Origin of the sequence: Streptomyces sp. NPDC046881 (assembly GCF_040645015.1) — a bacterium.
In the GTDB taxonomy this organism is placed as follows: Bacteria; Actinomycetota; Actinomycetes; order Streptomycetales; family Streptomycetaceae; genus Streptomyces.
In genome coordinates this window covers 218,765-241,553 of the sequence record NZ_JBEYXJ010000002.1, presented here as the reverse complement: position 1 = coordinate 241,553, position 22,789 = coordinate 218,765, and the positions used below count along the sequence as shown (strand labels likewise).

General features: G+C 71.8%; 16 protein-coding genes and 1 pseudogene. 4 read left to right on the top strand and 13 right to left on the bottom strand.

Annotation, left to right across the window (positions count from 1 at the left end; all coding sequences use genetic code 11):
* Window positions 1-88: 88 nt before the first annotated feature.
* The 3 genes from ABZ923_RS02585 to ABZ923_RS02575 form a co-directional block, all read right to left on the bottom strand.
* The gene (locus ABZ923_RS02585; RefSeq protein ID WP_361465751.1) at window positions 89-1,534 is read right to left on the bottom strand and encodes an aldehyde dehydrogenase family protein; all 1,446 of its coding nucleotides are present in this window, start codon (window positions 1,532-1,534) and stop codon (window positions 89-91) included.
* A 146-nt stretch (window positions 1,535-1,680) separates the two neighbouring features.
* On the bottom strand, window positions 1,681-3,258 hold the full coding sequence (locus tag ABZ923_RS02580; protein WP_361465748.1) for a PucR family transcriptional regulator: 1,578 nt from the start codon (window positions 3,256-3,258) through the stop codon (window positions 1,681-1,683).
* A 107-nt stretch (window positions 3,259-3,365) separates the two neighbouring features.
* A complete protein-coding gene (locus ABZ923_RS02575) occupies window positions 3,366-5,852 on the bottom strand; it encodes an ATP/GTP-binding protein (protein WP_361465746.1) in 2,487 nt (828 codons plus the stop codon).
* A gap of 291 nt (window positions 5,853-6,143) precedes the next feature.
* On the opposite strand from ABZ923_RS02575, the gene gabT reads away from it, so the two are divergent.
* Window positions 6,144-7,478 (top strand): 4-aminobutyrate--2-oxoglutarate transaminase, encoded by a 1,335-nt coding sequence (gabT, locus tag ABZ923_RS02570; RefSeq protein ID WP_361465743.1) that lies wholly within the window; start codon window positions 6,144-6,146, stop codon window positions 7,476-7,478.
* Between the two features lie 384 nt (window positions 7,479-7,862).
* Window positions 7,863-8,525, top strand: a pseudogene (locus tag ABZ923_RS02565) (phosphatase PAP2 family protein); the annotation flags it as partial.
* On the opposite strand, the gene ABZ923_RS02560 reads toward ABZ923_RS02565, so the two are convergent.
* The 9 genes from ABZ923_RS02560 to ABZ923_RS02520 all read right to left on the bottom strand — a co-directional run bounded on the left by ABZ923_RS02560 (window position 8,467) and on the right by ABZ923_RS02520 (window position 18,995).
* Window positions 8,467-10,275 carry a glycoside hydrolase family 18 protein gene (locus ABZ923_RS02560; protein WP_361465741.1) on the bottom strand — a complete coding sequence of 603 codons (1,809 nt, stop codon included), beginning with the start codon at window positions 10,273-10,275 and terminating at the stop codon, window positions 8,467-8,469. The pseudogene ABZ923_RS02565 and the gene ABZ923_RS02560 overlap by 59 nt on opposite strands.
* 85 nt (window positions 10,276-10,360) lie before the next feature.
* Window positions 10,361-10,819 (bottom strand): hypothetical protein, encoded by a 459-nt coding sequence (locus ABZ923_RS02555; protein ID WP_361465738.1) that lies wholly within the window; start codon window positions 10,817-10,819, stop codon window positions 10,361-10,363.
* Between the two features lie 126 nt (window positions 10,820-10,945).
* Window positions 10,946-11,665, bottom strand: coding sequence for a hypothetical protein (locus ABZ923_RS02550; RefSeq protein WP_361465736.1), 720 nt, complete (start codon window positions 11,663-11,665; stop codon window positions 10,946-10,948).
* A gap of 138 nt (window positions 11,666-11,803) precedes the next feature.
* Window positions 11,804-13,234, bottom strand: coding sequence for an FAD-dependent oxidoreductase (locus ABZ923_RS02545; protein WP_361465734.1), 1,431 nt, complete (start codon window positions 13,232-13,234; stop codon window positions 11,804-11,806).
* Window positions 13,235-13,272: 38 nt separating this feature from the next.
* Window positions 13,273-14,073: an ABC transporter permease gene (locus ABZ923_RS02540; protein ID WP_361465731.1), complete on the bottom strand. Its 801-nt coding sequence runs from the start codon at window positions 14,071-14,073 to the stop codon at window positions 13,273-13,275.
* A complete protein-coding gene (locus ABZ923_RS02535) occupies window positions 14,073-15,002 on the bottom strand; it encodes an ABC transporter permease (RefSeq protein ID WP_361465728.1) in 930 nt (309 codons plus the stop codon). The genes ABZ923_RS02540 and ABZ923_RS02535 overlap by 1 nt, the downstream gene beginning before the upstream one ends.
* On the bottom strand, window positions 15,002-16,162 hold the full coding sequence (locus tag ABZ923_RS02530) for an ABC transporter ATP-binding protein (RefSeq protein WP_030346381.1): 1,161 nt from the start codon (window positions 16,160-16,162) through the stop codon (window positions 15,002-15,004). The genes ABZ923_RS02535 and ABZ923_RS02530 overlap by 1 nt, the downstream gene beginning before the upstream one ends.
* Window positions 16,159-17,406: a spermidine/putrescine ABC transporter substrate-binding protein gene (locus tag ABZ923_RS02525; protein WP_361465724.1), complete on the bottom strand. Its 1,248-nt coding sequence runs from the start codon at window positions 17,404-17,406 to the stop codon at window positions 16,159-16,161. Before ABZ923_RS02525 ends, ABZ923_RS02530 begins: the two co-directional genes overlap by 4 nt.
* 53 nt (window positions 17,407-17,459) lie before the next feature.
* Window positions 17,460-18,995 carry a gamma-aminobutyraldehyde dehydrogenase gene (locus ABZ923_RS02520; protein ID WP_361465721.1) on the bottom strand — a complete coding sequence of 512 codons (1,536 nt, stop codon included), beginning with the start codon at window positions 18,993-18,995 and terminating at the stop codon, window positions 17,460-17,462.
* Window positions 18,996-19,204: 209 nt separating this feature from the next.
* On the opposite strand from ABZ923_RS02520, the gene ABZ923_RS02515 reads away from it, so the two are divergent.
* Window positions 19,205-19,768 (top strand): NADAR family protein, encoded by a 564-nt coding sequence (locus ABZ923_RS02515; protein WP_361465719.1) that lies wholly within the window; start codon window positions 19,205-19,207, stop codon window positions 19,766-19,768.
* A 627-nt stretch (window positions 19,769-20,395) separates the two neighbouring features.
* Here ABZ923_RS02515 and ABZ923_RS02510 read toward each other — a convergent pair.
* Window positions 20,396-21,538: a hypothetical protein gene (locus ABZ923_RS02510; protein ID WP_361465716.1), complete on the bottom strand. Its 1,143-nt coding sequence runs from the start codon at window positions 21,536-21,538 to the stop codon at window positions 20,396-20,398.
* An 18-nt stretch (window positions 21,539-21,556) separates the two neighbouring features.
* Between ABZ923_RS02510 and ABZ923_RS02505 the strand changes: the two genes are divergently transcribed.
* The gene (locus ABZ923_RS02505) at window positions 21,557-22,771 is read left to right on the top strand and encodes an adenosine deaminase (protein ID WP_361465799.1); all 1,215 of its coding nucleotides are present in this window, start codon (window positions 21,557-21,559) and stop codon (window positions 22,769-22,771) included.
* The last annotated feature ends 18 nt before the right edge of the window (window positions 22,772-22,789 follow it).

The following is a 22,789-nucleotide window of genomic DNA, read 5'->3' as shown; positions in this document are numbered from 1 at the left end:
GATTGCCTCGGCGAGAGGAGAACGGAAACGGCCGCAGCCCCCGCACAGTGGGCTGCGGCCGTTCCGTTCCCGACCTGTCCGTGGCAGGTCAGAGCGCGAGACCGGTGAGAACCAGCACGCGCTCGTAGGTGTAGTCCTCCATCGCGAACCGCACGCCCTCGCGGCCCACGCCGGACTGCTTGGCGCCGCCGTACGGCATCTGGTCGGCGCGGTAGGACGGGACGTCGCCGATCACCACACCGCCGACCTCCAGGGCGCGGTGGGCACGGAAGGCGACCTGCAGGTCGTGGGTGAACACGCCCGCCTGGAGGCCGTACTTGGAGTCGTTGACCGCGGCGAACGCCTCGGCCTCGCCGTCCACCTTCTGTACGGTGAGGACCGGTCCGAAGACCTCCTCGCAGGCGAGGGTGGTGTCCGCCGGTACGTCGGCGAGCACGGTCGGCGCGTAGGAGGCACCGTCCCGGTCGCCGCCGGTGAGCAGGGTGGCGCCGGCCTCGACGGCCTCCTTCACCCAGGACTCGACGCGCTTGGCGGCGTCCTCGCTGACCAGCGGGCCGACGTCGGTCTTGTCGTCGGACGGGTCACCGGTGACCTGCGCCTCGACGGCGGCCACGATGCGCGGCAGCAGCCGGTCGTACACGGAGGCGTCGGCGATGACGCGCTGCACCGAGATGCAGGACTGGCCGCCCTGGTAGTTGGAGAAGGTCGCGATGCGGGTCGCGGCCCAGTCCAGGTCGGCGTCGGAGGCGAAGTCGCCGAGGACGACCGCGGCGCCGTTGCCGCCCAGCTCCAGCGTGCAGTGCTTGCGCGGCACCGAGTCCATGATCGCGTAGCCGACCTTCTCGGAACCCGTGAAGGAGATGACCGGCAGCCGCTCGTCCTGGACGAGGGCGGGCATCTTGTCGTTCGGCACCGGGAGGATGCTCCACGACCCGGCCGGCAGGTCGGTCTCGGCGAGCAGGTCGCCGAGGATCAGGCCGGACAGCGGGGTGGCCGGGGCCGGCTTCAGGACGATCGGGGCGCCGGCGGCGATCGCCGGGGCGACCTTGTGGGCACACAGGTTCAGCGGGAAGTTGAACGGCGCGATGCCGAGCACGACGCCCTTCGGGAAGCGGCGGGTGAGCGCGAGCCGGCCCTGGCCGCCGGCGTCCGTGTCGAGCCGCTGGGCCTCGCCGCCGTTGAACCGGCGGGCCTCCTCGGCGGCGAACCGGAACACCGAGACGGCGCGGCCGACCTCGCCGCGGGCCCACTTGATCGGCTTGCCGTTCTCGGCGGAGATCAGCTGGGCGATCTCCTCGGTGCGCTCGGCCAGCCGCTTGCTGACGTGGTCGAGCGCGGCGGCGCGGACGTGCGCCGGGGTGGCGGCGAAGTCCTCGCGGACGGCGTACGCGGCGGCCACGGCCTCCTCGACCTGGGCGTCGGTCGGCACGCTGACCTTGCCGACGACCCGGCCGTCCCACGGGGAGGTGACGTCGAAGGTGTCCTCGCCGGTGACCTGGCGGCCGGCGAGCCAGAAGGCATGGGTGGAAGTCATGTACGAGTCCCGGCCCTTCCGCGTTGGGGGGTGTGCTGCTTGCCTTGCGTGGTCCACGGTAGGACGGGGGCGGCCGGGGGTCGCTTGTCCGAGTCGTAGCAGTACACGGGCCCGGCACTACTGTTTGGACTACTCGGCGCTCCGCACTACTCCGTGGAGGTCGCCTTCAGGGCCAGCCACAGCTCCATCCGCACGTCCGGGTCGTCCAGGCTGCGCCCCAGGATCTCCTCGACGCGCCGCATCCGGTAGCGCAGGGTGTGCCGGTGGACCCCCAGGTCGGCCGCGGCGGCATCCCACTGCCCGTGCCGCGACAGCCACGCCCGCAGCGAGGCGACCAGGTCCCCGCGGCCGGTCGCGTCGTGCTCGTGCAGTGCCCGCAGCAGCCCGTCGGCGAACGCCTTCACCGCGTCGTCGGCCAGCAGCGGCAGCACGGACCCGGCGGCCAGCTGCTCGTGCTCCACGAACACCCGGCCCCGCCGCCGGGCCACCGACAGCGCCTGCTCGGCCTGCTTGTACGCCGCTGCCGCCGCGATCGGCCCGGCGGGCGCCGACAGGCCGACGACCGGCACCTCCTCCTCCACCCGGCCCTGCTCGGCCACCGCGCGCTCGGCCTCCCGCGCCGCCGCGTACGCGGCGCACGCGGCCACCGCCGCGCCCTCGTCCGCGGCCAGCACCACCAGCCGCTCCCCCTCCGGCACGACCAGGACGGCCTCCCCGGCGCGCGCCGCCGCGGACTCCACGGCCTCCGCGAGTCCGCTCAGCGGCTCGCCCGCCGTACCCGAGCCCGACTCGGCGACGATCATCCGGAACGGGGCGTCCAGCAGTCCGCCGTACAGGTCCCCGGCGACCGCCCGGGCGTGGTCGGGTTCCCCGGCGAGGAGCATGCGCAGCACCGCCGTGCCGACGCGCTGTTCGGCCGCGTGCAGGGAGCGGGAGCGTTCGGTGGTGAGGGTCAGCAGGGCGATGGCGGAGTGGACGGCGTACCGCTCGGCGGTACCGAGGGCGGCGGCCGTCCCCACGGCGAGCGCGGCGCGCGGGCGCCGGCCGGTGCCGAGGCTGTGCAGCTCCACGCGGTCCTCGTGTTCGGGGCCGCCGACGACGGAGGACGCGGGGGCGGGCCGCTCCCGCAGCCGTTCCACCTCGGCGGTGAGCCGGGCGGCGCGGCGGCCGGCCCACTCGGGCGCGGCGGCGACGACGGCGCCCGAGGCGTCGTACAGCGCGGCCCAGCCGTCGACCTGGGCGGCGAGCACGGTGAGCACGCCCTCGGGGCCGGCGTTCAGGGCCTGCCTGGTCAGCTCGCGCTGGGCGGCGAAGCCTGCCGTGACCGCCCGGTACTGGTCGGCGGCGATCGCCGCGGAGACGGCCTTGCTGATGGCGAGGAAGGGGGTGCGGCGGGGGACCTCCAGCAGCGGCAGCCCCTCCTGGGCGCAGGCGTCGACGAGGGCCTCGGGGATCTCCTCGTAGTTGACCCCGACGGCGAACCCGAGCCCGACCACCCCCGCGCCGACGAGCCGCCGCACGTACCGCCGCATGGCCTCCGGGTTCTCCGCGTCCAGCTTGAGCGCGGTGATCAGGAGCAGCTCGCCGCCCTCCATGTAGGGCACGGGGTCGGCCAGCTCGCTGACGTGCGCCCAGCGGACGGGCACGTCCAGGCGGTCCTCGCCCGCACGCACGGTCAGCTTGAGCGCGGAGTGGTGGACGAGCGAGGCGAGAGTCGGGGGCATGGGGCCTTCACGGTGAGGGAGATCCGTCGATCCCGGTGATCTTTTGGCCGCCGTGTATGAACGGCCCACCCCGATTCTGCCTCACCGTACGATCCCGCGCTGGCTCCTCACCCCCGTAGATCCACCAGCAACGGCGGCGCGTGCTCGCCCTGCACGGTGGTCAACGACAACACGGCATGCCCCGGCGGCACCCCGTGAGCCAACTCGGAAGCCGACCACCGCTCCCGCTCGACCTGCCGCACGGTGACGGCCTCCGTCGTCACCGCCTTGCCGGTGACCAGCTTGCGCAGGGCGTGGATCGCGCGGGTCATCGGCTGGTCCGCGAAGACCGTGTGCCGGGCCACGTCCCGGGTCTCCACCCACTGCGTGCCCCAGGCCTCCGCGAACCGGCTGCCGTCCCAGGTGGTGACCCCGGAGAAGGCCATGCGGCAGCCCACGGCCGCGTACAGCGGCCCGTGCAGCGCCTCGGGGACGTCGCCGACGGTGCGCAGGGCCAGCACCACGCCCGCGTTGCGGGAGCGCAACCGTTGGATACGCCGGACCGACTCGGCCGTCACGGCGCCGGTGGCGTCGTCTAGGACCAGGCAGGCGAAGTGGCTCCGTTCGCCGGCCGTCGCCACGGCACCGAACTGGGCGAGCAGCAGCCGGGTGATCAGCCGGGACGCTTCGTCGTGCCCGCGGTCGGGAAGGTCGATCCGGACCCGCAGCGGGTGGTGGGCGACGGCGCGCAGCGAGAACGGCCGGGCTTCGCCCTGTGCCGCGCCGAAGAACTCGGCGAACACCGGCCGGTCCAGCATGGCCAGGCGGTCGGCCAGGGCCGGGCCCGGATCGCCCACGCTGCCCGACTGCCGGGCGCGCGCGTCGAGTTCGCGGCGCATCACGGCGTGCTCCTCCCCCGCCAGCGCCGCACGCAGCGCGGTCAGGGCCGAGCGCTCGCCCTCCAGCAGCTCGCGGAGCTGGGGCAGGGTGGGGAAGCGTCCGTACGCCGCCCGGTACGGGCCGAGGAGCTGGGCCAGCGCGGTGACCGCCCGCTGTCCGCCGACCGTGTCCAGATCACCGGCCAGCCCCTCCGCCAGGAAGGCCGCCGCCTCGTCCGGGTCGTCGGACTCCGCGTACGGGTCGAGGTCGTAGACGGACGCGGGGTCTCCGAGCCGTACGACGACGTCGTAGGCGGAGTCGGGGCCCAGGGGGGTGCCGGTCGCGCAGACGGCGACGACCGCGCACTGTCCGGCGAGGGCCTGCAGGCCGAGGGACTCGACGACGGGCCGGATCAGGTGGCCCGTCTTGCCCGAACCGGAGGGGCCCACGGCCAGCAGTGAGGTACCGAGGGTGTCGGGTCCCAGCGCCACTCCGGCTCCGCCGTAGGCCGGCGGGGTGCGGTCCCCGGGCGCCCACCGCCCGATGCGCACCTGCCGGGCCAGCAGATCGTGCCGGGCGGACCGGCCCGCCAGATCGCGGTCCCCGGACGGGTGGGTCCAGGCGGCGGCACCGTCGCGGAGCACCGTCTCGGTGAACGAGGAGAGCCGTGCCCGGGCCCGGGCCACGGTCCACATGTGGCCGACCCTCGCGCAGTCCACGTCGTTCATGCGGCCGGCGTGCAGTTCGGCGGTGAGCACGTCCGCGGCCTGGTGCTGGCCGCCTTCCCGCAGCTGGGGCCACTGCGACGGCCGCCGGTCGACGGCCGGTTCGGCGACTGGGACCGCCTTCGCCCGCCTGCGCGCAGCGAGCGTCTCCTTCGCGAGGGGCCACCAGCCGCCGATCCGGGCGAACGGCCACAGGACCAGCACCGTGATGAGCGCATACAGCCCGTCCGTGAGCAGCTCCGACGCGAACACCGTGTAATCGCCGGTGATCAGGACGATGAGGGAGAACAGCGGATCCTGGACGGGCAGGGCGTTCCAACCCAGACCGAAGGCGCTCGGGAAGACGAAGGCCAGCGCGATGAGGGCGCCCACGGCCGCCATCAGGGCGCGAGCGGGTTGTGCGCGGCGGGTGACGACATGCCGGATGATGTCGGGCCAGCTGCCGAGGCGCGCCATGGCGACGACGAGGATCGCGAAGACCACGCCGTCGGCGACCGTGACGGCCTCCGCGCCTTGGTAGCCCTTCGGTGACGTGGTCCCGGCCCACCACCAGTCGTCCGGGGTGAGCAGCTGCAGGACGGCCCACTGATAGGGGACGCTGCCGTGACGCCACAGTGACCACAGGAAAAGGCCAGCGACCAGAGGAACGAGGAAGCCGACGATGGTGACGGGGGCCAGGCGCTGCCCCTCTTGCGCGGCCTTGGGCGGGCGGTAGCCGAAGCGCCAGATGCCGAGCCCGACCGCCGGGCGCGGCTCGTCGACCCAGTCGGCGACGGGTGAGCGGGGGGGCGGGGCGTACGAGGGCGGGGCGTACGAGGGCGGGGCGTACGAGGGCGGGGCGGCCGCGGCCGGCGTGTCCGGAGCCCGCGTCGGCCTCGGCGGCACGGCCGGGTCGGGGTTCGGCGTCGGCGGGCCGCCCCGGGGGGCCGCGGGCTCGTCGGTCGGCGACGTCGGGCGTGGTACAGGGTTCGTGTGCGTGCCGCGTGGCATCCGCGTGCTGTCGCCGTCCATCGACCTTGCCCCCTGACCAGCGCGTCCGTCCGCCGTTCCGTCCGTCATCAGCGAGCCAATCTAACGCCCCGGCAAGGGGAGTTCACCGCTTACGTGGCCGTAAGGGGCCGGGCCCGCCCGGGTGGGCTATGTCCACGGCGGACAACGGAAGCCGCCGACAACGCCCACATGGAGCATGCCCACCCCCCGGAACCGGTCTTAGCCTGCGAGAAAAGAAGGTATGCGTCCGAAAACGCACCGCCCGGAACCGCCCGGGACCGCCCGGTACGCAAGATCATCAGGGAGCCCCCCATGACCGCACTTCCGCAGGAGCGCCGCGTCGTCACCGCCATCCCCGGCCCGAAGTCGCAGGAGCTTCAGGCCCGCCGTACCGCCGTGGTCGCGCAGGGCGTGGGCTCCGTGCTGCCCGTGTTCACCGCGCGCGCGGGCGGCGGCATCATCGAGGACGTCGACGGCAACCGGCTCATCGACTTCGGCTCCGGTATCGCGGTGACGAGCGTCGGCGCCTCCGCCGAGGCCGTCGTGCGCCGGGCCTCCGCCCAGCTCGCCGACTTCACCCACACCTGTTTCATGGTCACCCCGTACGAGGGCTACGTGGAGGTCGCGGAGGCGCTGGCCGAGCTGACCCCGGGCGACCACGCCAAGAAGTCCGCGCTGTTCAACTCCGGCGCCGAGGCCGTCGAGAACGCCGTCAAGATCGCGCGTGCGTACACCAAGCGGCAGGCCGTGGTCGTGTTCGACCACGGTTACCACGGCCGGACCAACCTCACCATGGCGCTGACGGCGAAGAACATGCCGTACAAGCACGGCTTCGGCCCGTTCGCGCCCGAGGTGTACCGCGTGCCGGTCGCCTACGCGTACCGCTGGCCCACCGGCCCGGAGAACGCCGGCCCCGAGGCCGCCAAGCAGGCCATCGACCAGATCACCAAGCAGGTCGGCCCGGACAACGTCGCCGCGATCATCATCGAGCCGGTGCTGGGTGAGGGTGGCTTCATCGAGCCCGCGAAGGGCTTCCTGCCGGCCATCCGCCAGTTCGCCGCCGACAACGGGATCGTCTTCGTCGCCGACGAGATCCAGAGCGGCTTCTGCCGGACCGGGCAGTGGTTCGCCTGTGAGGACGAGGGCATCGTCCCGGACCTGATCACCACCGCCAAGGGCATCGCCGGCGGTCTGCCGCTCGCCGCCGTGACCGGCCGCGCCGAGATCATGGACGCCGCGCACGCCGGCGGCCTCGGTGGTACGTACGGCGGCAACCCCGTCGCCTGCGCCGGTGCGCTCGGCGCCATCGAGACGATGAAGGAGCTGGACCTCAACGGCAAGGCCAAGCGCATCGAGGAGATCATGAAGGGTCGCCTCACCGCCATGGCCGAGAAGTTCGACATCATCGGCGACGTGCGCGGACGCGGCGCCATGATCGCGATCGAGCTGGTCAAGGACCGCGCCACCAAGGAGCCGAACCCGGAGGCCACCGCCGCGCTCGCCAAGGCCTGCCACGCCGAGGGCCTGCTGGTCCTCACCTGCGGCACCTACGGCAACGTGCTCCGCTTCCTGCCCCCGCTGGTCATCGGCGAGGACCTCCTCGGCGAGGGCCTCGACATCATCGAGCAGGCCTTCGCGCGCATCTGAGCAGCGGGCTCGCACCTCTGAAGGGCGCCTGCGGCAGGCCGTGTGAAGAACGTGTGCGGGGTGGATGACGGGAGCCGATTCCGTCTGCCCAACCGCCCCGGCCTGCCGTAGGTTCTCTCCAGATGAGAGATACACCCGCCCACAGGGGACTGTGGACGGACACCGGGCCGGGGCCTCCCCAGCTTCGACCTGGTCGTGCCCTCGCGCACACAACCGGCGCCTGACGGCTCCGGGATCTCCTCACCGATCGGACGGTCGCCGCCCCAAACCCCCCGGGGCGCGCGACGTTCCGGTCCGGACGGCCGCCTCGGAACCACCCCCCCTGTTCCGGGGCGGCCGACCTCCTCCCGCGTCTCCGCGGGTTCATCTGCCAAGCTGGGCGCCGTGTCGACCGTAGTCCGCCGCGCCCCCCTTCTCGGCCTCCCGGCCGTCCTGTTCGCGCTGATCACCTGGCAGGTCGTGGCGCACGGCCCGCTGCTGCGCCTGGACGCCCGCCTGAGCCGGGCCCTGGTCCGTCCGGACCGGTTCGCCGAGATCCTGTCCGACCTGGGGAACGTCCAGGTCGCCGTCCCGGTCCTCGTGCTCGTGCTCGTCCACGTCCTGTGGCGGGGCCGGGCCGCCGGGGTCGGGCGGTGGTGGCTGCCGCCGTTCGCCGCGGCCGTGCTGATGGCGCTGGTCCCGGCGGTCGTCGTACCGCTGAAGGACTGGACCGCGCGGCCGGGGACACCGGTGATGCCCCCGGCCGTCGGCTACTTCCCGTCCGGTCACACGGCCACGGCGGCGGTCGCCTACGGCTCGGCGGCCCTGCTCCTGCTGCCCTGGATCCGCTCCCCCGCCGCCCGCCGCCTGCTGGTGGCCGGCTGTGCGGTGCTGGTCCTCGGGGTGTCCTACGGGCTGGTCCGGCACGGCTATCACTGGCCGCTGGACGTGGTGGCCAGCTGGTGCCTGTGCACCGTGCTGCTGACCGCCCTGTCCCTCGTGCCGGGCGTCAGCCGAAGTAGCCGTCGAAGGTCTTCTGGAACTCCCAGTTCGCGAAGCGGTCCCAGTTCACCGACCACGTCATCAGACCCCGCAGCGCGGGCCAGGTCCCGTGGGTGGCGTACGAGCCGCAGTTCGACTTCTTCGTCAGGCAGTCCAGGGTCCTGGTGACCTCGGACGGGGAGACGTAGCCGTTGCCCGCGTTCGTCGACGCCGGCATGCCGATCGCGACCTGGTCGGGGCGCAGCGGCGGGAAGACGTGGTCCGGGTCGCCGGCGACCGGGAAGCCGGTGAGCAGCATGTCGGTCATGGCGATGTGGAAGTCGGCACCGCCCATGGAGTGGTACTGGTTGTCCAGGCCCATGATCGGGCCCGAGTTGTAGTCCTGGACGTGCAGCAGGGTCAGGTCGTCGCGCAGGGCGTGGATCACCGGGAGGTACGCGCCGCAGCGGGGGTCCTGGCCGCCCCACTTGCCGGTGCCGTAGTACTGGTAGCCGTTCTGCACGAAGAAGGTCTCCGGCGCCATGGTCAGCACGAACCTCGCGCCGTACTTGGCCTTCAGGCTCTTCAGGGCCGAGATCAGGTTCACGACCACGGGCGTGGTGGGGTTCCTGAAGTCGGTGTCGTTCGCGTTCAGGGACAGGGAGTGGCCCTCGAAGTCGACGTCCAGGCCGTCCAGGCCCCAGGTGTCGATGATCTTCGAGACGGAGGAGACGAAGGCGTCCCTGGCGGCCGTCGTCGTCAGCTGGACCTGGCCGTTCTGGCCGCCGATCGAGATCAGCACCTTCTTGCCGGCGGCCTGCTTGGCCTTGATCGCGGCCTTGAAGTCGGCGTCGCTCTCCACGCCCGGGCACTCGGTGACCGGGCAGCGGTTGAAGCGGATGTCCCCGGAGGTGACCGAGGTGGGCTCGCCGAAGGCCAGGTCGATGACGTCCCAGCTGTCGGGGACGTCGGCGAGGCGCGTGTAGCCGGAGCCGTTGGCGAAGCCGGCGTGGAGGTAGCCGACGAGGGCGTGGGCGGGCAGGTCGGACGGGCCGCCGCCGGTACCGGCGCCGGTGGTGGCGGTGACGGCCGCGGACTTCGCGGACTCGCCGGCGGCGTTGACCGCGGCCACCTGGAAGCTGTACGCCGTCGAGGCCGCGAGACCGGACACGGTCGCCGACGTGCCGGTCACCGTCTGGACCCTGGTCCCGTCGCGGTAGACGGCGTAGCCGGTCGCGCCGGTCACCGCCGACCAGGACAGGCCGACGGAGGACGCGGTCACGGTGGTGGTCCTGAGGCCGGCCGGAGCGGCGGGCGGCTGGCCGGTGCCGCTGCCGCCGGGGCCGACCAGGGTGATGTCGTCGGCCTGGTAGGCGCCGGTGCCGTACCACCCGTGGGTGTAGAGGGTGACCTTGGTGGTGGCGGCCCCGGTGCGGAAGGTGGTGCTCAGTTTCTGCCAGTCGGGGGCGGACTGGGTCCAGGCGGAGACGTCGGTGGTGCCGGTGCCGGTCGCGCCGAGGTAGACGTAGGAGCCGCGGACGTAGCCGGACAGGGTGTACTGCGCGTCGGGCTGGACGGTCACCGTCTGGGAGCACTGGGCGTTGTCGCCGCCCGCCGGGGTGGCCTGCAACGCGGAACGTCCGCTGTGCACCGGCGAGTCGACCGTCGTACCGGCCGTGCAGGTCCAGCCGGTCAGGCCGGACTCGAAGCCGCCGTTGACCGCGACGTCCGCGTCGGCCGCACGGGCGGCCGACGAGAGCGCGGTGACACCGGGTACGGCCAGCAGCGCGGCCGTGAGCGCGGCGAGGACGGATCTGGGACGTCGGGCGCGGTCCACAAGGGCCTCCGGGATCTGGGGAGTTGGCGGGGCGGAGCGCACACAACTTGGTCCAGACCAATCCTCTTGTCAAGACGTCCGGGCGCTACCCGTCCCCGTCCCCCCGCCTGGCCAGCCGCGCGGCCGCCTCGTGCATCGCCAGTTCCAGCAGCGCCGGGTCGGTCAGCGTGCCGGAGCCGTCCGGCGGCACCAGCCAGCGCACACCGCGGGTCGCCCGGCCCGGGTACGGCACGACGATCCAGGTGCCGGCCCCCGCGGTGCGGATGCCGGTGCCGAGCCAGCGGGCCGCGGTGCCCGGGGGCACGAAGAACCCGACCCGGCTGTCGCCGAAGTCGACGAGCACCGGGCCGGGTCGGTCGAGGACGCGGGTGAGCACGTCCAGGGTCGGGTAGCCGAGGCCACCCGGCAGGATCAGGACGTCCCACGCCTTGCCCGCGGGCAGCAGGGCGACCCCGAGGGGGTTGCGTTCCCACTCCCAGCGACAGGCCTCGGGGTCCGGTGCGACGGATGCCAGCCATTCGACCGCCGTCTTCGCCCCAGTCATGGAGAAGCCTCCCTCTCGCTCGTGGACGCGGGTTGCGTCACGAGGGAGAGGGAGGCTCGCGGCCGGCATTACGCGGGTTCCGGGCGCCCTTTCGGGTGACCTGCCCCACACACCCGGTCCGGGACGTCAGCCGGCGTCGGCGGGCGTGACGTCAGCAGCGGGATCCTGCACCGGCTGCTCCTGAGGCGCCTGCTGGTCGTCCTGCGACTGCTGGTCATCCTGCGTCTGCGTGGTCTGCGACTGGTCCTGCTCGGTCTGCTCCTGATTCTGCTGGTCCTGCTCCTGGCCCTGCTGGTCCTGCTGCTGGTCCTGCTGGTCCTGCTCCTGGCCCTGCTGGTCCTGCTGGTCCTCCTGGGTCCCCTTGCCCTGATCCTGCGCGTCGGGGTCCGGCTTCTCCGGGTCCTGCTTGTCGGTGTCCGGCTTGTTCGGGGTCTGTTTCCAGTGGTCGTCGTCGTGGTCCCGTTCCTTCCAGCTGTCCTTGTGCTCGTGGTGCCAGAAGTAGTGGAAGTCGCGGTGCGAGTCCCAGAAGTAGTACCGGTACTGCTTGATCACGATGTAGAAGCACTCGTGATCGTCGTCCCAGTAGTACTTCCGCTTCTCCACCCAGCAGTAGAACTTCTTGTGCTTCTTCCAGTGGGACGACTTGTGCTTCTCCCAGCAGTAGAGCTTGACGTGCCGGGTGTGCTGCGCAGCCGTGCCCGGCGCCTGCGGCATCGGCGCCGCCGTCGCGGTCGCGGCCGGCAGGATGACACCGCCGGTGACGAAGGCGGCCGAGGCCGCCGCGGCGCCCAGGCCCAGCCTGCGCCGGGAACGGGCTACGTCGTGCTTGCGAGTCACGCGGGTCATGAGGGCTCCTGCTGATCCGGTACGGAAGTCGGTGCCTCGCGGTGAGGCCGTGCTTCCAGTACGCCCGAACCGGTCAGCAGGGTCACGCTCCGGAATCACGTGACTTGACGGCACCCTGAGAGGCGCGTACAAGCCCCCTCAGCTGTCGAAGCCCAGCCCGAGCCGGTCCATCGTCCGCAGCCACAGGTTCCGCCGGCCCCCGTGGGCGTCCGCGCGGGCCAGGGACCACTTGGTGAGGGCGATGCCGGTCCAGGCGAACGGCTCCGGCGGGAACGGCAGCGGCTTCTTGCGGACCATCTCCAGCTCCGTCCGCTCGGTGCGCTCCCCGTCCAGCAGGTCCAACATCACGTCCGCGCCGAACCGGCTCGCACCGACGCCGAGGCCCGTGTAACCCGCCGCGTAGGCCACCCGGCCCTGGTGGGCGGTGCCGAAGAACGCCGAGAAGCGGGAGCAGGTGTCGATCGCGCCGCCCCAGGCGTGGGTGAAGCGGACGCCCTCCAGCTGCGGGAAGCAGGTGAAGAAGTGGCCCGCGAGCTTGGCGTAGGTCTCGGGCCGGTCATCGTACTCGGCGCGGAGCCGGCCGCCGTAGGGGTAGATCGCGTCGTAGCCGCCCCACAGGATGCGGTTGTCGGCGGACAGCCGGAAGTAGTGGAACTGGTTGGCCGAATCCCCGAGGCCCTGTCTGTTCTTCCAGCCGATCGCGGCGAGCTGGTCGGCGGTGAGCGGCTCGCTCATCAGCGCGTAGTCGTAGACCGGGACGGTGTACGAGCGCACGCGGCGCAGCAGGCTCGGGAAGACGTTGGTGCCGAGGGCGACCCGGCGGGCGCGCACGGCACCGTACGGGGTGCGTACGGCCATCCCGGCGCCGTAGCTCTTCAGGGTCAGCGCGGGGGTGTGCTCGTACACCCGCACCCCGAGCTTCAGGCAGGCCTTCTTCAGGCCCCAGGCCAGCTTGGCCGGGTGCAGCATGGCCACGCCCCGGCGGTCCCACAGGCCCGCTTCGAAGGTGGGCGAGTTCACCTGCTCGCGCACGGCGTCGGCGTCCAGGAACTCGATGCCGTCCGCGAGCCCCTTGTCCTGCAGTTGCCGGTGCCAATCGCGCAGTTCCCAGGCCTGGTAGGTCTCGGTGGCGACGTCGATCTCGCCGGTGCGTTCGAAGTCGCAGTCGATGCCGTGCCGGGCGATCGCGGCCTCGATCTCGTCGAGGTTGCGCCGGCCCAGCTCCTCCAGCGCGTGGATCTCGTCGGGCCAGCGGGCCAGCCCGTTGGGCAGGCCGTGCGTGAGGGAGGCGGCGCAGAAGCCGCCGTTGCGGCCCGAGGCGGCCCAGCCCACCTCGCGGCCTTCCAGCAGCACCACATCGCGTTGCGGGTCGCGCTCCTTGGCGTTGAGCGCGGTCCACAGTCCGCTGTAGCCGCCGCCGACGACCAGCAGGTCGCAGGTCTCGGTGCCGGTGAGGGCGGGCTCGGCGTGCGGCTTTCCGGGGTCTTCCAGCCAGTACGGGACCGGCTGGGCTTCGGAGAGAGAGGCGATCCAGTTGTCTTTACCACGGCTCATGGCGCTTGGGGCCATGATTTCAACTCCCTACAGAGGAATTCCCGAAAAGGCCTCTATGCCTTTTGCTTGTTCCGGCGGTTGGTGACGATCATCGAGGTCAGGACGAACAGCACGGCGACGAGGAACATGGCCGTACCGATCACGTTGATCTGCACGGGCGTTCCGCGCTGCGCCGATCCCCAGACGAACATGGGGAAGGTGACGGTCGAGCCGGCGTTGAAGTTGGTGATGATGAAATCGTCGAAGGAGAGCGCGAAGGAGAGCAGCGCGCCCGCGGCGATTCCGGGTGCCGCGATGGGCAGGGTGACCCGCAGGAAGGTCTGCACGGGACCGGCGTACAGGTCCCGGGCGGCCTCTTCGAGGCGCGGGTCCATCGACATCACGCGCGCCTTGACGGCGGTGACGACGAAGCTCAGGCAGAACATGATGTGGGCGATCAGGATCGTCCAGAAGCCCAGCTGGGCGCCCATGTTGAGGAACAGGGTGAGCAGCGAGGCGGCCATGACGACCTCGGGCATCGCCATCGGCAGGAAGATCAGCGAGTTGACGGCGCCGCGCGCGCGGAAGCGGTAGCGGACCAGCGCGAAGGAGATCATCGTGCCGAGGACGGTGGCGCCGACCGTGGCCCACACGGCGATCTGGAGGCTGAGGGACAGCGAGCCGCACATGTCGGCGACGCCGCACGGGTCCCTCCAGGCGTCCGTGGAGAACCGCTGCCATTCGTAGTTGAAGCGCCCCTTCGGTTTGTTGAAGGAGAACACCGTGACGATGACGTTGGGCAGCAGGAGATAGGCGAGCGTCAGCAGTCCGGCGATGACGACGAGACGGCGCTTGAGCCAGTTGACGAAGGGCATCAGACCAGGTCCTCCGTCCCGGACCGGCGGATGTAGAGCGTGACCATGGCCAGGATCGCGGCCATGAGGATGAAGGAGAGGGCCGCGGCCGTCGGATAGTCCAGAATGCGCAGGAACTGCGTCTGGATGACGTTGCCGATCATGCGGGTGTCGGTGGAGCCGAGGAGTTCGGCGTTGACGTAGTCACCGGCCGCGGGGATGAAGGTCAGCAGGGTCCCGGAGACCACGCCCGGCATGGACAGCGGGAAGGTGACCTTGCGGAAGGTGGTCCACGGCCGGGCGTAGAGGTCGCCGGCCGCCTCGTGCAGCCGTCCGTCTATCCGCTCCAGCGAGGTGTACAGCGGCAGGATCATGAACGGCAGGAAGTTGTACGTCAGGCCGCACACCACCGCGAGCGGGGTGGCGAGGACACGGTCGCCGGCCGTCCAGCCGAGCCAGTTGGTGAGGTCCAGGACGTGCAGCGAGTTCAGCGTGTGCACGACCACGCCGTTGTCGGCGAGGATCGTCTTCCAGGCCAGGGTGCGGATCAGGAAGCTGGTGAAGAACGGCGCGATCACCAGGATCATGATCAGGTTGCGCCAGCGGCCGGCGCGGAAGGCGATGAGGTAGGCCAGCGGATAGCCGAGCAGCAGGCACAGCACGGTCGCGGCGGCGGCGTAGAACACGGACCGCAGGAACTGCGGCCAGTACGCGGACAGCGCGTCCCAGTAGGTCGCGAAGTGCCAGGTGACCTTGTAGCCCTCCTCCAGGGAGCCCTGCTGCACGGAGGTGGAGGCCTGGTAGAGCATCGGCAGCGCGAAGAAGACGATCAGCCACAGCATGCCGGGCAGCAGCAGCCAGTACGGCGTGAACCGGCCGCGTCTGCGCGGGGCCTTGCGCGCGGGTTCCGCGGGGGCGAGGGGCGGGGGCGCCTCGGAGAGTGTGGACATCAGGCGGCGACCTCTTCCTCGGTGCCCGCGTCGATGTCCTGGGTGGCGTCCAGCCCGAAGGTGTGGGCCGGGCTCCAGTGCAGGACGACGTCGGCGCCGGGGACGAGCCGGCCGTCCCGCTCGACGTTCTGGACGTACACCGCGAGTTCGTCGCAGACGGGGCTGTCGATGACGTACTGCGTGGAGACGCCGATGAAGCTGGCGTCGGCGATCTTGCCGGTGAGGCGGTTGCGGCCCGCCGGGATGTCCCCCGCGTCGTCGGCGTGCGTGAGGGAGATCTTCTCCGGGCGGATGCCAACTAGGACCTTGCCGCCGGCCGTCGTCGGGGCGGAACATCGCGCCTCGGGCAGCACCAGTTTGCCGCCGCCCGCCTTGAGCACGAGGTCGTCGCCGTTCTTCGTGTCGACCTCGGCCTCGATGAGGTTGGAGGTGCCGAGGAAGTTCGCGACGAAGGTGCTCTGCGGGTTCTCGTACAGGTCGGCCGGCGAGCCGAGCTGCTCCACCCGGCCCGCGTTCATCACGGCGACCGTGTCGGCCATGGTCATGGCCTCCTCCTGGTCGTGCGTGACGTGCACGAAGGTGATGCCGACCTCGGTCTGGATGCGCTTGAGCTCCAGCTGCATCTGGCGGCGCAGCTTGAGGTCGAGGGCGCCGAGCGGCTCGTCGAGCAGGAGCACCTTGGGGTGGTTGATCAGTGCGCGGGCCACCGCGACCCGCTGCTGCTGGCCACCGGAGAGCTGGTGCGGCTTCTTGCGTGCCTGCTCGCCCAGTTGGACCAGCTCCAGCATCTCCTCGACCTGCTTCTTGACGCTCTTGATGCCGCGCCGGCGCAGGCCGAAGGCGACGTTCTCGAAGATGTCGAGGTGCGGGAAGAGGGCGTAGGACTGGAAGACCGTGTTGACCGGCCGTTTGTACGGCGGCAGGTGCGTGACGTCCTGGTCGCCGAGGCGCACGGTCCCGGAGGAAGGTTCCTCCAGGCCGGCGATCATGCGCAGGGTGGTGGTCTTGCCGCAGCCGGAGGCGCCGAGCAGGGCGAAGAAGGAGCCCTCGGGCACGGTCAGGTCCAGCGGGTGTACGGCGGTGAAGGAGCCGTAGGTCTTGGAGATGCCGGAGAGGCGGACGTCGCCGCTGTTGTCTGGTGTCGTCTTCATCGTCGTCACGCCCCTGTGAGCTTCGCGAACTTTCCTTCGTAGGCCGTCTCTTCCTTCTGGCTCAGGGAGCGGAAGGCATGGGACTTCGCCTGCATGGCCTTGTCGGGGACGATCAGCGGGTTCTCCGCCACGTCCTTGTCGATCTTCGCAAGGTAGGGCTGCACGCCGTCGACCGGCGTCACGTAGTTGATGTACGCGGCGAGCGCGGCGGCCTGCTCGGGCTCGTAGTAGAAGTCCATGAGCCGCTCGGCGTTCGTCTTGTGCCGTGCCTTGTTGGGGACGCACATGTTGTCGGTCGACGTCATGTAGCCGCTGTCCGGGATGACGAAGTCGACGTCCGGGCTGTCCGCCTTGAGCTGGACCACGTCACCCGCCCAGGCGACGCAGGCCGCGAAGTCGCCCTTGGTCAGGTCGGAGGTGTAGTCGTTGCCGGTGAAGCGGCGGATCTGGCCCTTGTCGACGGCCTTCTGGAGGCGGGCGATCGCCGCGTCGAAGTCGTCGTCGGTGAACTTCGCCGGGTCCTTGCCCATGTCGAGCAGGGTCATGCCGACGGAGTCCCGCATCTCCGACAGGAAGCCGACGCGCCCCTTGAGCCTGGGGTTGTCGAGCAGGTCGGAGACCGACTTCACCTCGATGCCGTCGAGCGCCTTCCTGTTGTAGGCGATGACGGTGGAGATGCCCTGCCAGGGGTACGAGTAGGCCCGCCCGGGATCCCAGTCGGGGTTGCGGAACTGGGCCGAGAGGTTGCTGTACGCGTGCGGCAGGTTCGACGGGTCGAGCTTCTGCACCCAGCCGAGGCGGATCAGCCGGGCGGCCAGCCAGTCGGTGAGGACGATGATGTCGCGGCCGGTGTCCTGGCCCGCGGCGAGCTGCGGCTTGATCTTGCCGAAGAACTCGTTGTTGTCGTTGATGTCCTCGGTGTAGTTGACCGTGATCCCGGTCCGCCGGCGGAAGGTGTCGAGCGTCGGGTGGTGCTTGCCGCTGTCGTCGACGTCGATGTACTCGGTCCAGTTGGAAAAGTTCACGGTCTTCTCGCGGGCCGAGTGGTCCTGGGCGGAGGTGCCGCCCTGGCTCTTGCCCGCCGCGGGGATGCCGCAGCCGCTCAGCGCCCCGAGGCCGCCGGCCGCGAGCGCGCCGCTCGCGGAGGCCCGCAGCAGCGACCGGCGGGTCAGGGCGGCCCTGCCGTTGCGCAGGCTGCGCCGCATGGCGGCCACTTGGGGCGGGGTCAGGCGGTCGGGCTCGTACTGCTCCATGCGCGTGGTGCCCTTTCGGGAGGGATCGGCCTGGTCGGTGGCCGGGTCGGTCTCTAGCGGTCCCCGAAGACGGTGCGGTGCCAGTCCTTCTCGGCCACCGCGGTGTTGTCGAACATTACGTGTTTGACCTGCGTGTACTCCTCGAAGGAGTACGCCGACATGTCCTTGCCGAAGCCCGAGGCCTTGTAGCCGCCGTGCGGCATCTCGCTGATGATCGGGATGTGGTCGTTGACCCAGACGCAGCCCGCCTTGATCTCGCGGGTGGCGCGGTTGGCGCGGTAGACGTTCGTGCTCCACGCGGAGGCGGCGAGGCCGTAGGGGGTGTCGTTGGCCAGCCGGATTCCCTCATCATCGTCGTCGAACGGCAGTACGACCAGTACGGGACCGAAGATCTCCGCCTGGACGATCTCGCTGTCCTGGGCGGCGTCGGCGATCAGCGTGGGCCGGTAGTAGGCGCCGTCCTTCAGGTCGCCCTGCGGGGCCTCGCCGCCGGTGACCACGCGCGCGTAGGCGCGCGCCCGGTCCACGAAGGCGGCGACCCGGTCGCGCTGGACGTGCGAGATCAGCGGACCGAGGTCGGTGCCGGGCGCGAACGGGTCGCCGAGCCGGACCGTCTCCATCAGGGCGGCCGTCCGCTCCACGAACGCGTCGTACAGCGGGCGCTGCACGTACGCGCGCGTGGCGGCCGTGCAGTCCTGCCCGGTGTTGATGAGCGCGCCCGCGACCGCGCCGTGCACGGCGGCCGTCAGGTCGGCGTCGTCGAAGACGACGAAGGGCGCCTTGCCGCCCAGCTCCAGGTGCAGTCGCTTGACGGTCGCGGTGGCGATCTCGGCGACGCGCCTGCCGACCGCGGTGGACCCGGTGAAGGAGGTCATGGCGACGTCGGGGTGCCCCACGAGGTGCTCACCGGCCTCCTTCCCGGTGCCGGTGACGATGTTGATCACCCCGTCCGGGATGCCCGCGTCCGTGGCGGCCTGCGCGAACAGCAGCGAGGTCAGCGGGGTCGTCTCGGCGGGCTTCAGCACGACGGTGTTGCCCGCGGCGACCGCCGGGAGGATCTTCCAGGCGGCCATCTGGAGGGGGTAGTTCCAGGGCGCGATGGAGCCGACGACACCGATGGGCTCGCGCCGGACGTAGGACGTGTGGTCGCCCGAGTACTCACCGGCCGACTGCCCCTGCAGGTGCCGGGCGGCACCCGCGAAGAAGGCGGTGTTGTCGATGGTGCCCGGCACGTCGAACTCGCGGGTGAGCTTCAGCGGCTTGCCGCACTGGAGGGACTCCGCGCGGGCGAACTCCTCGGCGCGGTCGGCGAGCACGGCGGCGAACCGGTGCAGGGCGTCCGAGCGCTCGCCCGGGGTGGTGGCGGCCCAGTCCGGGAAGGCCGCGCGCGCGGCGGCGACGGCCGCGTCGACGTCGTCGGTGCCGGCCAGCTCGTAGGTGTACACCTCCTCGCCGGTGGCGGGGTCGATCACGGTGTGATGGCGGCCCGAGGTGCCCCTGGCCGGCCGGCCGGCGATGAACTGCGCGCCGTCCGCGAAACGGTCCTGCGCGGGAAATCGTTCCGGGGTGGCGGTGCCCGGGTTGTGCATGTCGCTCTCCTCCGCCGTGCACCCCGTCCTGGGGGGCGGGTGGCGTAGCTCCAGCTCGATTTGAGTGCCGATCCTGACAGAGCCATAGGACCCGAACAAGTGATTCCGTTGTTGCCTTTTGGTTACGCGACGGAATCTGTCGACCAGGTGTCGAGTCGGGGCGGAAAAGGGCGGACGGAGTGTCAGTGGTGCGTGCCACACTCGCGTGCATGGGAAAGATCGACGGGATGGCATCCCTGATCAGGGAGGTCCGGGCGGGGTCCCGGATCAAGTACCTCTACTTCTGGGGGCACCGGCCGCGGCCGGACGGCCGGGTCGGCGCGAGCTGTCTCAGCCAGTGGTGGCCCGCACCGTTCGTGGTGGACGGGGTGCGGTACGCGACGGCCGAGCACTGGATGATGGCCGGCAAGGCCCGCCTCTTCGGGGACGCGGAGGCGGAGCGGAAGGTGCTGGCCGCGGAGCATCCCGCCGAGGCGAAGAAGGCGGGGCGGCTGGTGCGGGGCTTCGACGAGGAGACCTGGGAGCGGGAGCGGTTCCGGCTGGTGGTCGAGGGCAGCCTGCACAAGTTCGCCGCCCACGACGACCTCGGACTGTTCCTGCTGGGCACCGGCGACCGCGTCCTGGTGGAGGCGAGCCCCCTGGACCGGATCTGGGGCATCGGCCTGGCAGCGAACGACGAGGCGGCCGCGGATCCGGAACGCTGGCGGGGCCAGAACCTGCTCGGCTTCGCCCTGATGGAGACGCGGGAACGCCTGGCGGGGGGCGGCGCGTAGCCCTGCGGGGCTGGGCGGGGGGGAGGGGGTTGTCGCCGTTGGGGTTGCGGGGAGGGCGGGGGTTGCCTGCGGGGCTGGGCCGGGGGGGAGTGCGTTGACGCCGTCGGAGTTGCGGGGGGGCAGCGCGTAGCTCTGCGGGGCTGGGCCGCGGAGAGCGGTTCAACGCCCTCGGAGTTGCGGGGCCGGCTGCCGGTTCGCCGCGAGGCCAAGTCGGAGGGAACAGTTCGACGCCGTCGGCGTTGCGGATCCGGCGCGCAGCCCTGTGGGGCTGGGCCACGGGGAGCGGCTCAACGTCCTCGGAGTTGCGGGGCCGGCTGCCGGTTGCCCTGCGGGGCTAGGCCGAGTGGATCAGTTCGACGCCGTCGGAGTTGCGGGGGGGGCAGCGCGTAGCTCTGCGGGGCTGGGCCGCGGAGAGCGGTTCAACGTCCTCGGAGTTGCGGGGCCGGCTGGCGGTTCGCCGCGAGGCCAAGTCGGAGGGAACAGTTCGACGCCGTCGGCGTTGCGGATCCGGCGCGCAGCCCTGCGGGGCTGGGCCGGGAGGAGTGGTCCGTCGCCCTCGGGGTTGCGGGGCCGGCTGCCGGTTCCCCTCGGGGCTGCCGACGCCGGTCCGCTCGGTGTCGTGTCGCGTCAGCCGCGTGCCGCGATGATCAGGGCGAACAGGCCCAGCACCAGGACGATCCCCGCGGCGCCGCAGATGATGCCGGCCAGGGCCACGCCCGGGTTCGTCGCCTCGCCGCGGCCGGCCTTGCCCCGGCCGATCCCGCCGAAGATCAGGGCCAGGATGCCCAGCACGAGGGCGACCGGCCACATGAGGAAACCGACCGCCGAGATGATGCCCAGCACCAGCGAGGCGGTCCCCATGCCGTTGCTCGGGGGCATCTGCATGCCGGGCCAGCCGTACCCGGTGCCGGCGGGATAGGGCGTGTACGGGGTCTGCTGCGGGCCCGGGTAACCGTACGCCGGCATGGTGCCCGGGTAGCCGTACGGCACCTGGCCGGGGCCGTCCGGCGCGATGGGCGGCGGAGGCACCGGGTCCGCGCCCGCGTGCGGAGGAAAGGGGTTCGCCGGGGGCGCGAAGGGGTTCGGCTGCGGTACGGGGGCGGGCGGCGCGAAGGGGTTGGGCTGCTGCTCGGCCGCGGGCGGTGCGAAGGGGTTCGGCTGCTGCGCGGACGGGCCGGGAGCCGGGGGTGCGAAGGGGTTCGCCGGCTGGGCGGTCGACCCGGAAGCCGGGGGTGCGAATCCGCCGGCCGGACTGGCCCAGGCCGCACGACCGTCGTCGGCGGGCGCGGCCGTCGGCAAGGAGGTCAGCGTCTGCTGATCGTGGACGGAGCCGGGGGCCGGGACGGCCGCCTGGTTCTGGCCGGGGAAGGATCCGAGGCCCGGAACGGCGCCGTGGACGGCTGCCTGGTCCCGACCGGTGACGGAGCCGGAACCCGGGACGGCGTCGTGGACGGTCGCCTGGTCCCGACCGGCGGCGGAGCCGAGGCCTGGAACGGCGTCCTGGACGGGTTCCCGGTCCGCTCCCGGCACCGTCCGGTCCGCCACGGGCGCGCGCCGGCCATCCGACGCCGGCTCCCGGACATCCGCCGACGCCCACCGGTCCGTCTCCGCCGCCGCCGAATCCGCCACCGGCACCGGCTCCCACTGACCCCCAGCTACCGGCTCCGCCCCCGTCCGTTCCTGTTCCTTCGACAGGGACAGGCGGGCCGGCTCCTGGTGGGGTCCGGTCGGCTGTTGGTCGGGTATGGGCTGCCGCGCCTCGTCGGACATGGTGGAAGGACCCCCTCGCTGGACGTCCCGTCATGCTACGGGCAGGGCGGGGCGCGGTGGCCCGGGGCCTACGATGATCCCGCGTCACCGATCAGCCGATCACCGCGCCCGCACCACGGACGGGGCACCGTCCCCACCGCGGGCGCCCGTCCCGGGGAGGCCCCCTTGACCGACAGCTCCGTACCCGCCACCGGCACCGCCGACCGCGATCTGCACGCCTTCATCGCCGGACTGCCCAAGGCCGAACTGCACGTCCACCACGTCGGCTCCGCCTCCCCCCGCATCGTCTCGGAACTGGCCGCCCGCCACCCCGACTCCAAGGTCCCCACCGACCCCGAGGCCTTGGCCGACTACTTCACGTTCACCGACTTCGCGCACTTCATCGAGGTGTACCTGTCGGTGGTGGACCTCATCCGCACCCCGGAGGACGTCCGGCTGCTCACCTACGAGGTGGCCCGTGACATGGCCCGGCAGCAGGTGCGGTACGCCGAGCTGACCATCACCCCCTTCTCCTCCACCCGGCGCGGCATCGACGAGCGCGCGTTCATGGACGCGATCGAGGACGCCCGGAAGGCGGCCGAGGCCGAGTTCGGGACCGTACTGCGCTGGTGCTTCGACATCCCCGGCGAGGCGGGCCTGGAGGCGGCCGAGGAGACCACGCGGCTGGCCACCGAGGACCGGGTCCGCCCGGAGGGCCTGGTGTCGTTCGGGCTCGGCGGCCCGGAGATCGGCGTGCCCCGGCCGCAGTTCAAGCCGTACTTCGACCGGGCCATCGCCGCCGGTCTGCGCTCCGTCCCGCACGCCGGGGAGACGACCGGCCCGGAGACGGTGTGGGACGCGCTGACCGACCTGCGTGCCGAGCGCATCGGGCACGGCACCAGTTCCGCCCGGGACCCCAGGCTGCTCGCCCACCTCGCCGAGCACCGCATCCCGCTGGAGGTGTGCCCGACCTCCAACATCGCCACCCGCGCGGTCCGCACCCTGGAGGAGCACCCGATCAGGGAGTTCGCCCGGGCCGGGGTGCCGGTCACGATCAACTCCGACGACCCGCCGATGTTCGGCACCGACCTGAACAACGAGTACGCGGTGGCCGCCCGGCTGCTGGACCTGGACGAGCGGGGCCTGGCGGACCTCGCCAGGAACGCGGTCGAGGCCTCCTTCCTGGACCCGGCGGGCAAGGCGCGGATCATCGCGGAGATCGACACCTACACCGCCGCCTGGCCGGCCTCCTGACACCCACCACAATGGGGG

Coding starts and splice junctions, on each gene's coding strand:
- ABZ923_RS02540 (WP_361465731.1), bottom strand. CDS start 14,073: ATGCCCTTCGTCAACTGGCTCAAGCGCCGTCTCGTCGTCATCGCCGGA.
- ABZ923_RS02545 (WP_361465734.1), bottom strand. CDS start 13,234: ATGGCCCCAAGCGCCATGAGCCGTGGTAAAGACAACTGGATCGCCTCT.
- ABZ923_RS02535 (WP_361465728.1), bottom strand. CDS start 15,002: ATGTCCACACTCTCCGAGGCGCCCCCGCCCCTCGCCCCCGCGGAACCC.
- ABZ923_RS02525 (WP_361465724.1), bottom strand. CDS start 17,406: ATGGAGCAGTACGAGCCCGACCGCCTGACCCCGCCCCAAGTGGCCGCC.
- ABZ923_RS02555 (WP_361465738.1), bottom strand. CDS start 10,819: ATGACTGGGGCGAAGACGGCGGTCGAATGGCTGGCATCCGTCGCACCG.
- ABZ923_RS02580 (WP_361465748.1), bottom strand. CDS start 3,258: ATGCCCCCGACTCTCGCCTCGCTCGTCCACCACTCCGCGCTCAAGCTG.
- ABZ923_RS02510 (WP_361465716.1), bottom strand. CDS start 21,538: ATGTCCGACGAGGCGCGGCAGCCCATACCCGACCAACAGCCGACCGGA.
- gabT (WP_361465743.1), top strand. CDS start 6,144: ATGACCGCACTTCCGCAGGAGCGCCGCGTCGTCACCGCCATCCCCGGC.
- ABZ923_RS02515 (WP_361465719.1), top strand. CDS start 19,205: ATGGGAAAGATCGACGGGATGGCATCCCTGATCAGGGAGGTCCGGGCG.
- ABZ923_RS02520 (WP_361465721.1), bottom strand. CDS start 18,995: ATGCACAACCCGGGCACCGCCACCCCGGAACGATTTCCCGCGCAGGAC.
- ABZ923_RS02585 (WP_361465751.1), bottom strand. CDS start 1,534: ATGACTTCCACCCATGCCTTCTGGCTCGCCGGCCGCCAGGTCACCGGC.
- ABZ923_RS02550 (WP_361465736.1), bottom strand. CDS start 11,665: ATGACCCGCGTGACTCGCAAGCACGACGTAGCCCGTTCCCGGCGCAGG.
- ABZ923_RS02575 (WP_361465746.1), bottom strand. CDS start 5,852: ATGGACGGCGACAGCACGCGGATGCCACGCGGCACGCACACGAACCCT.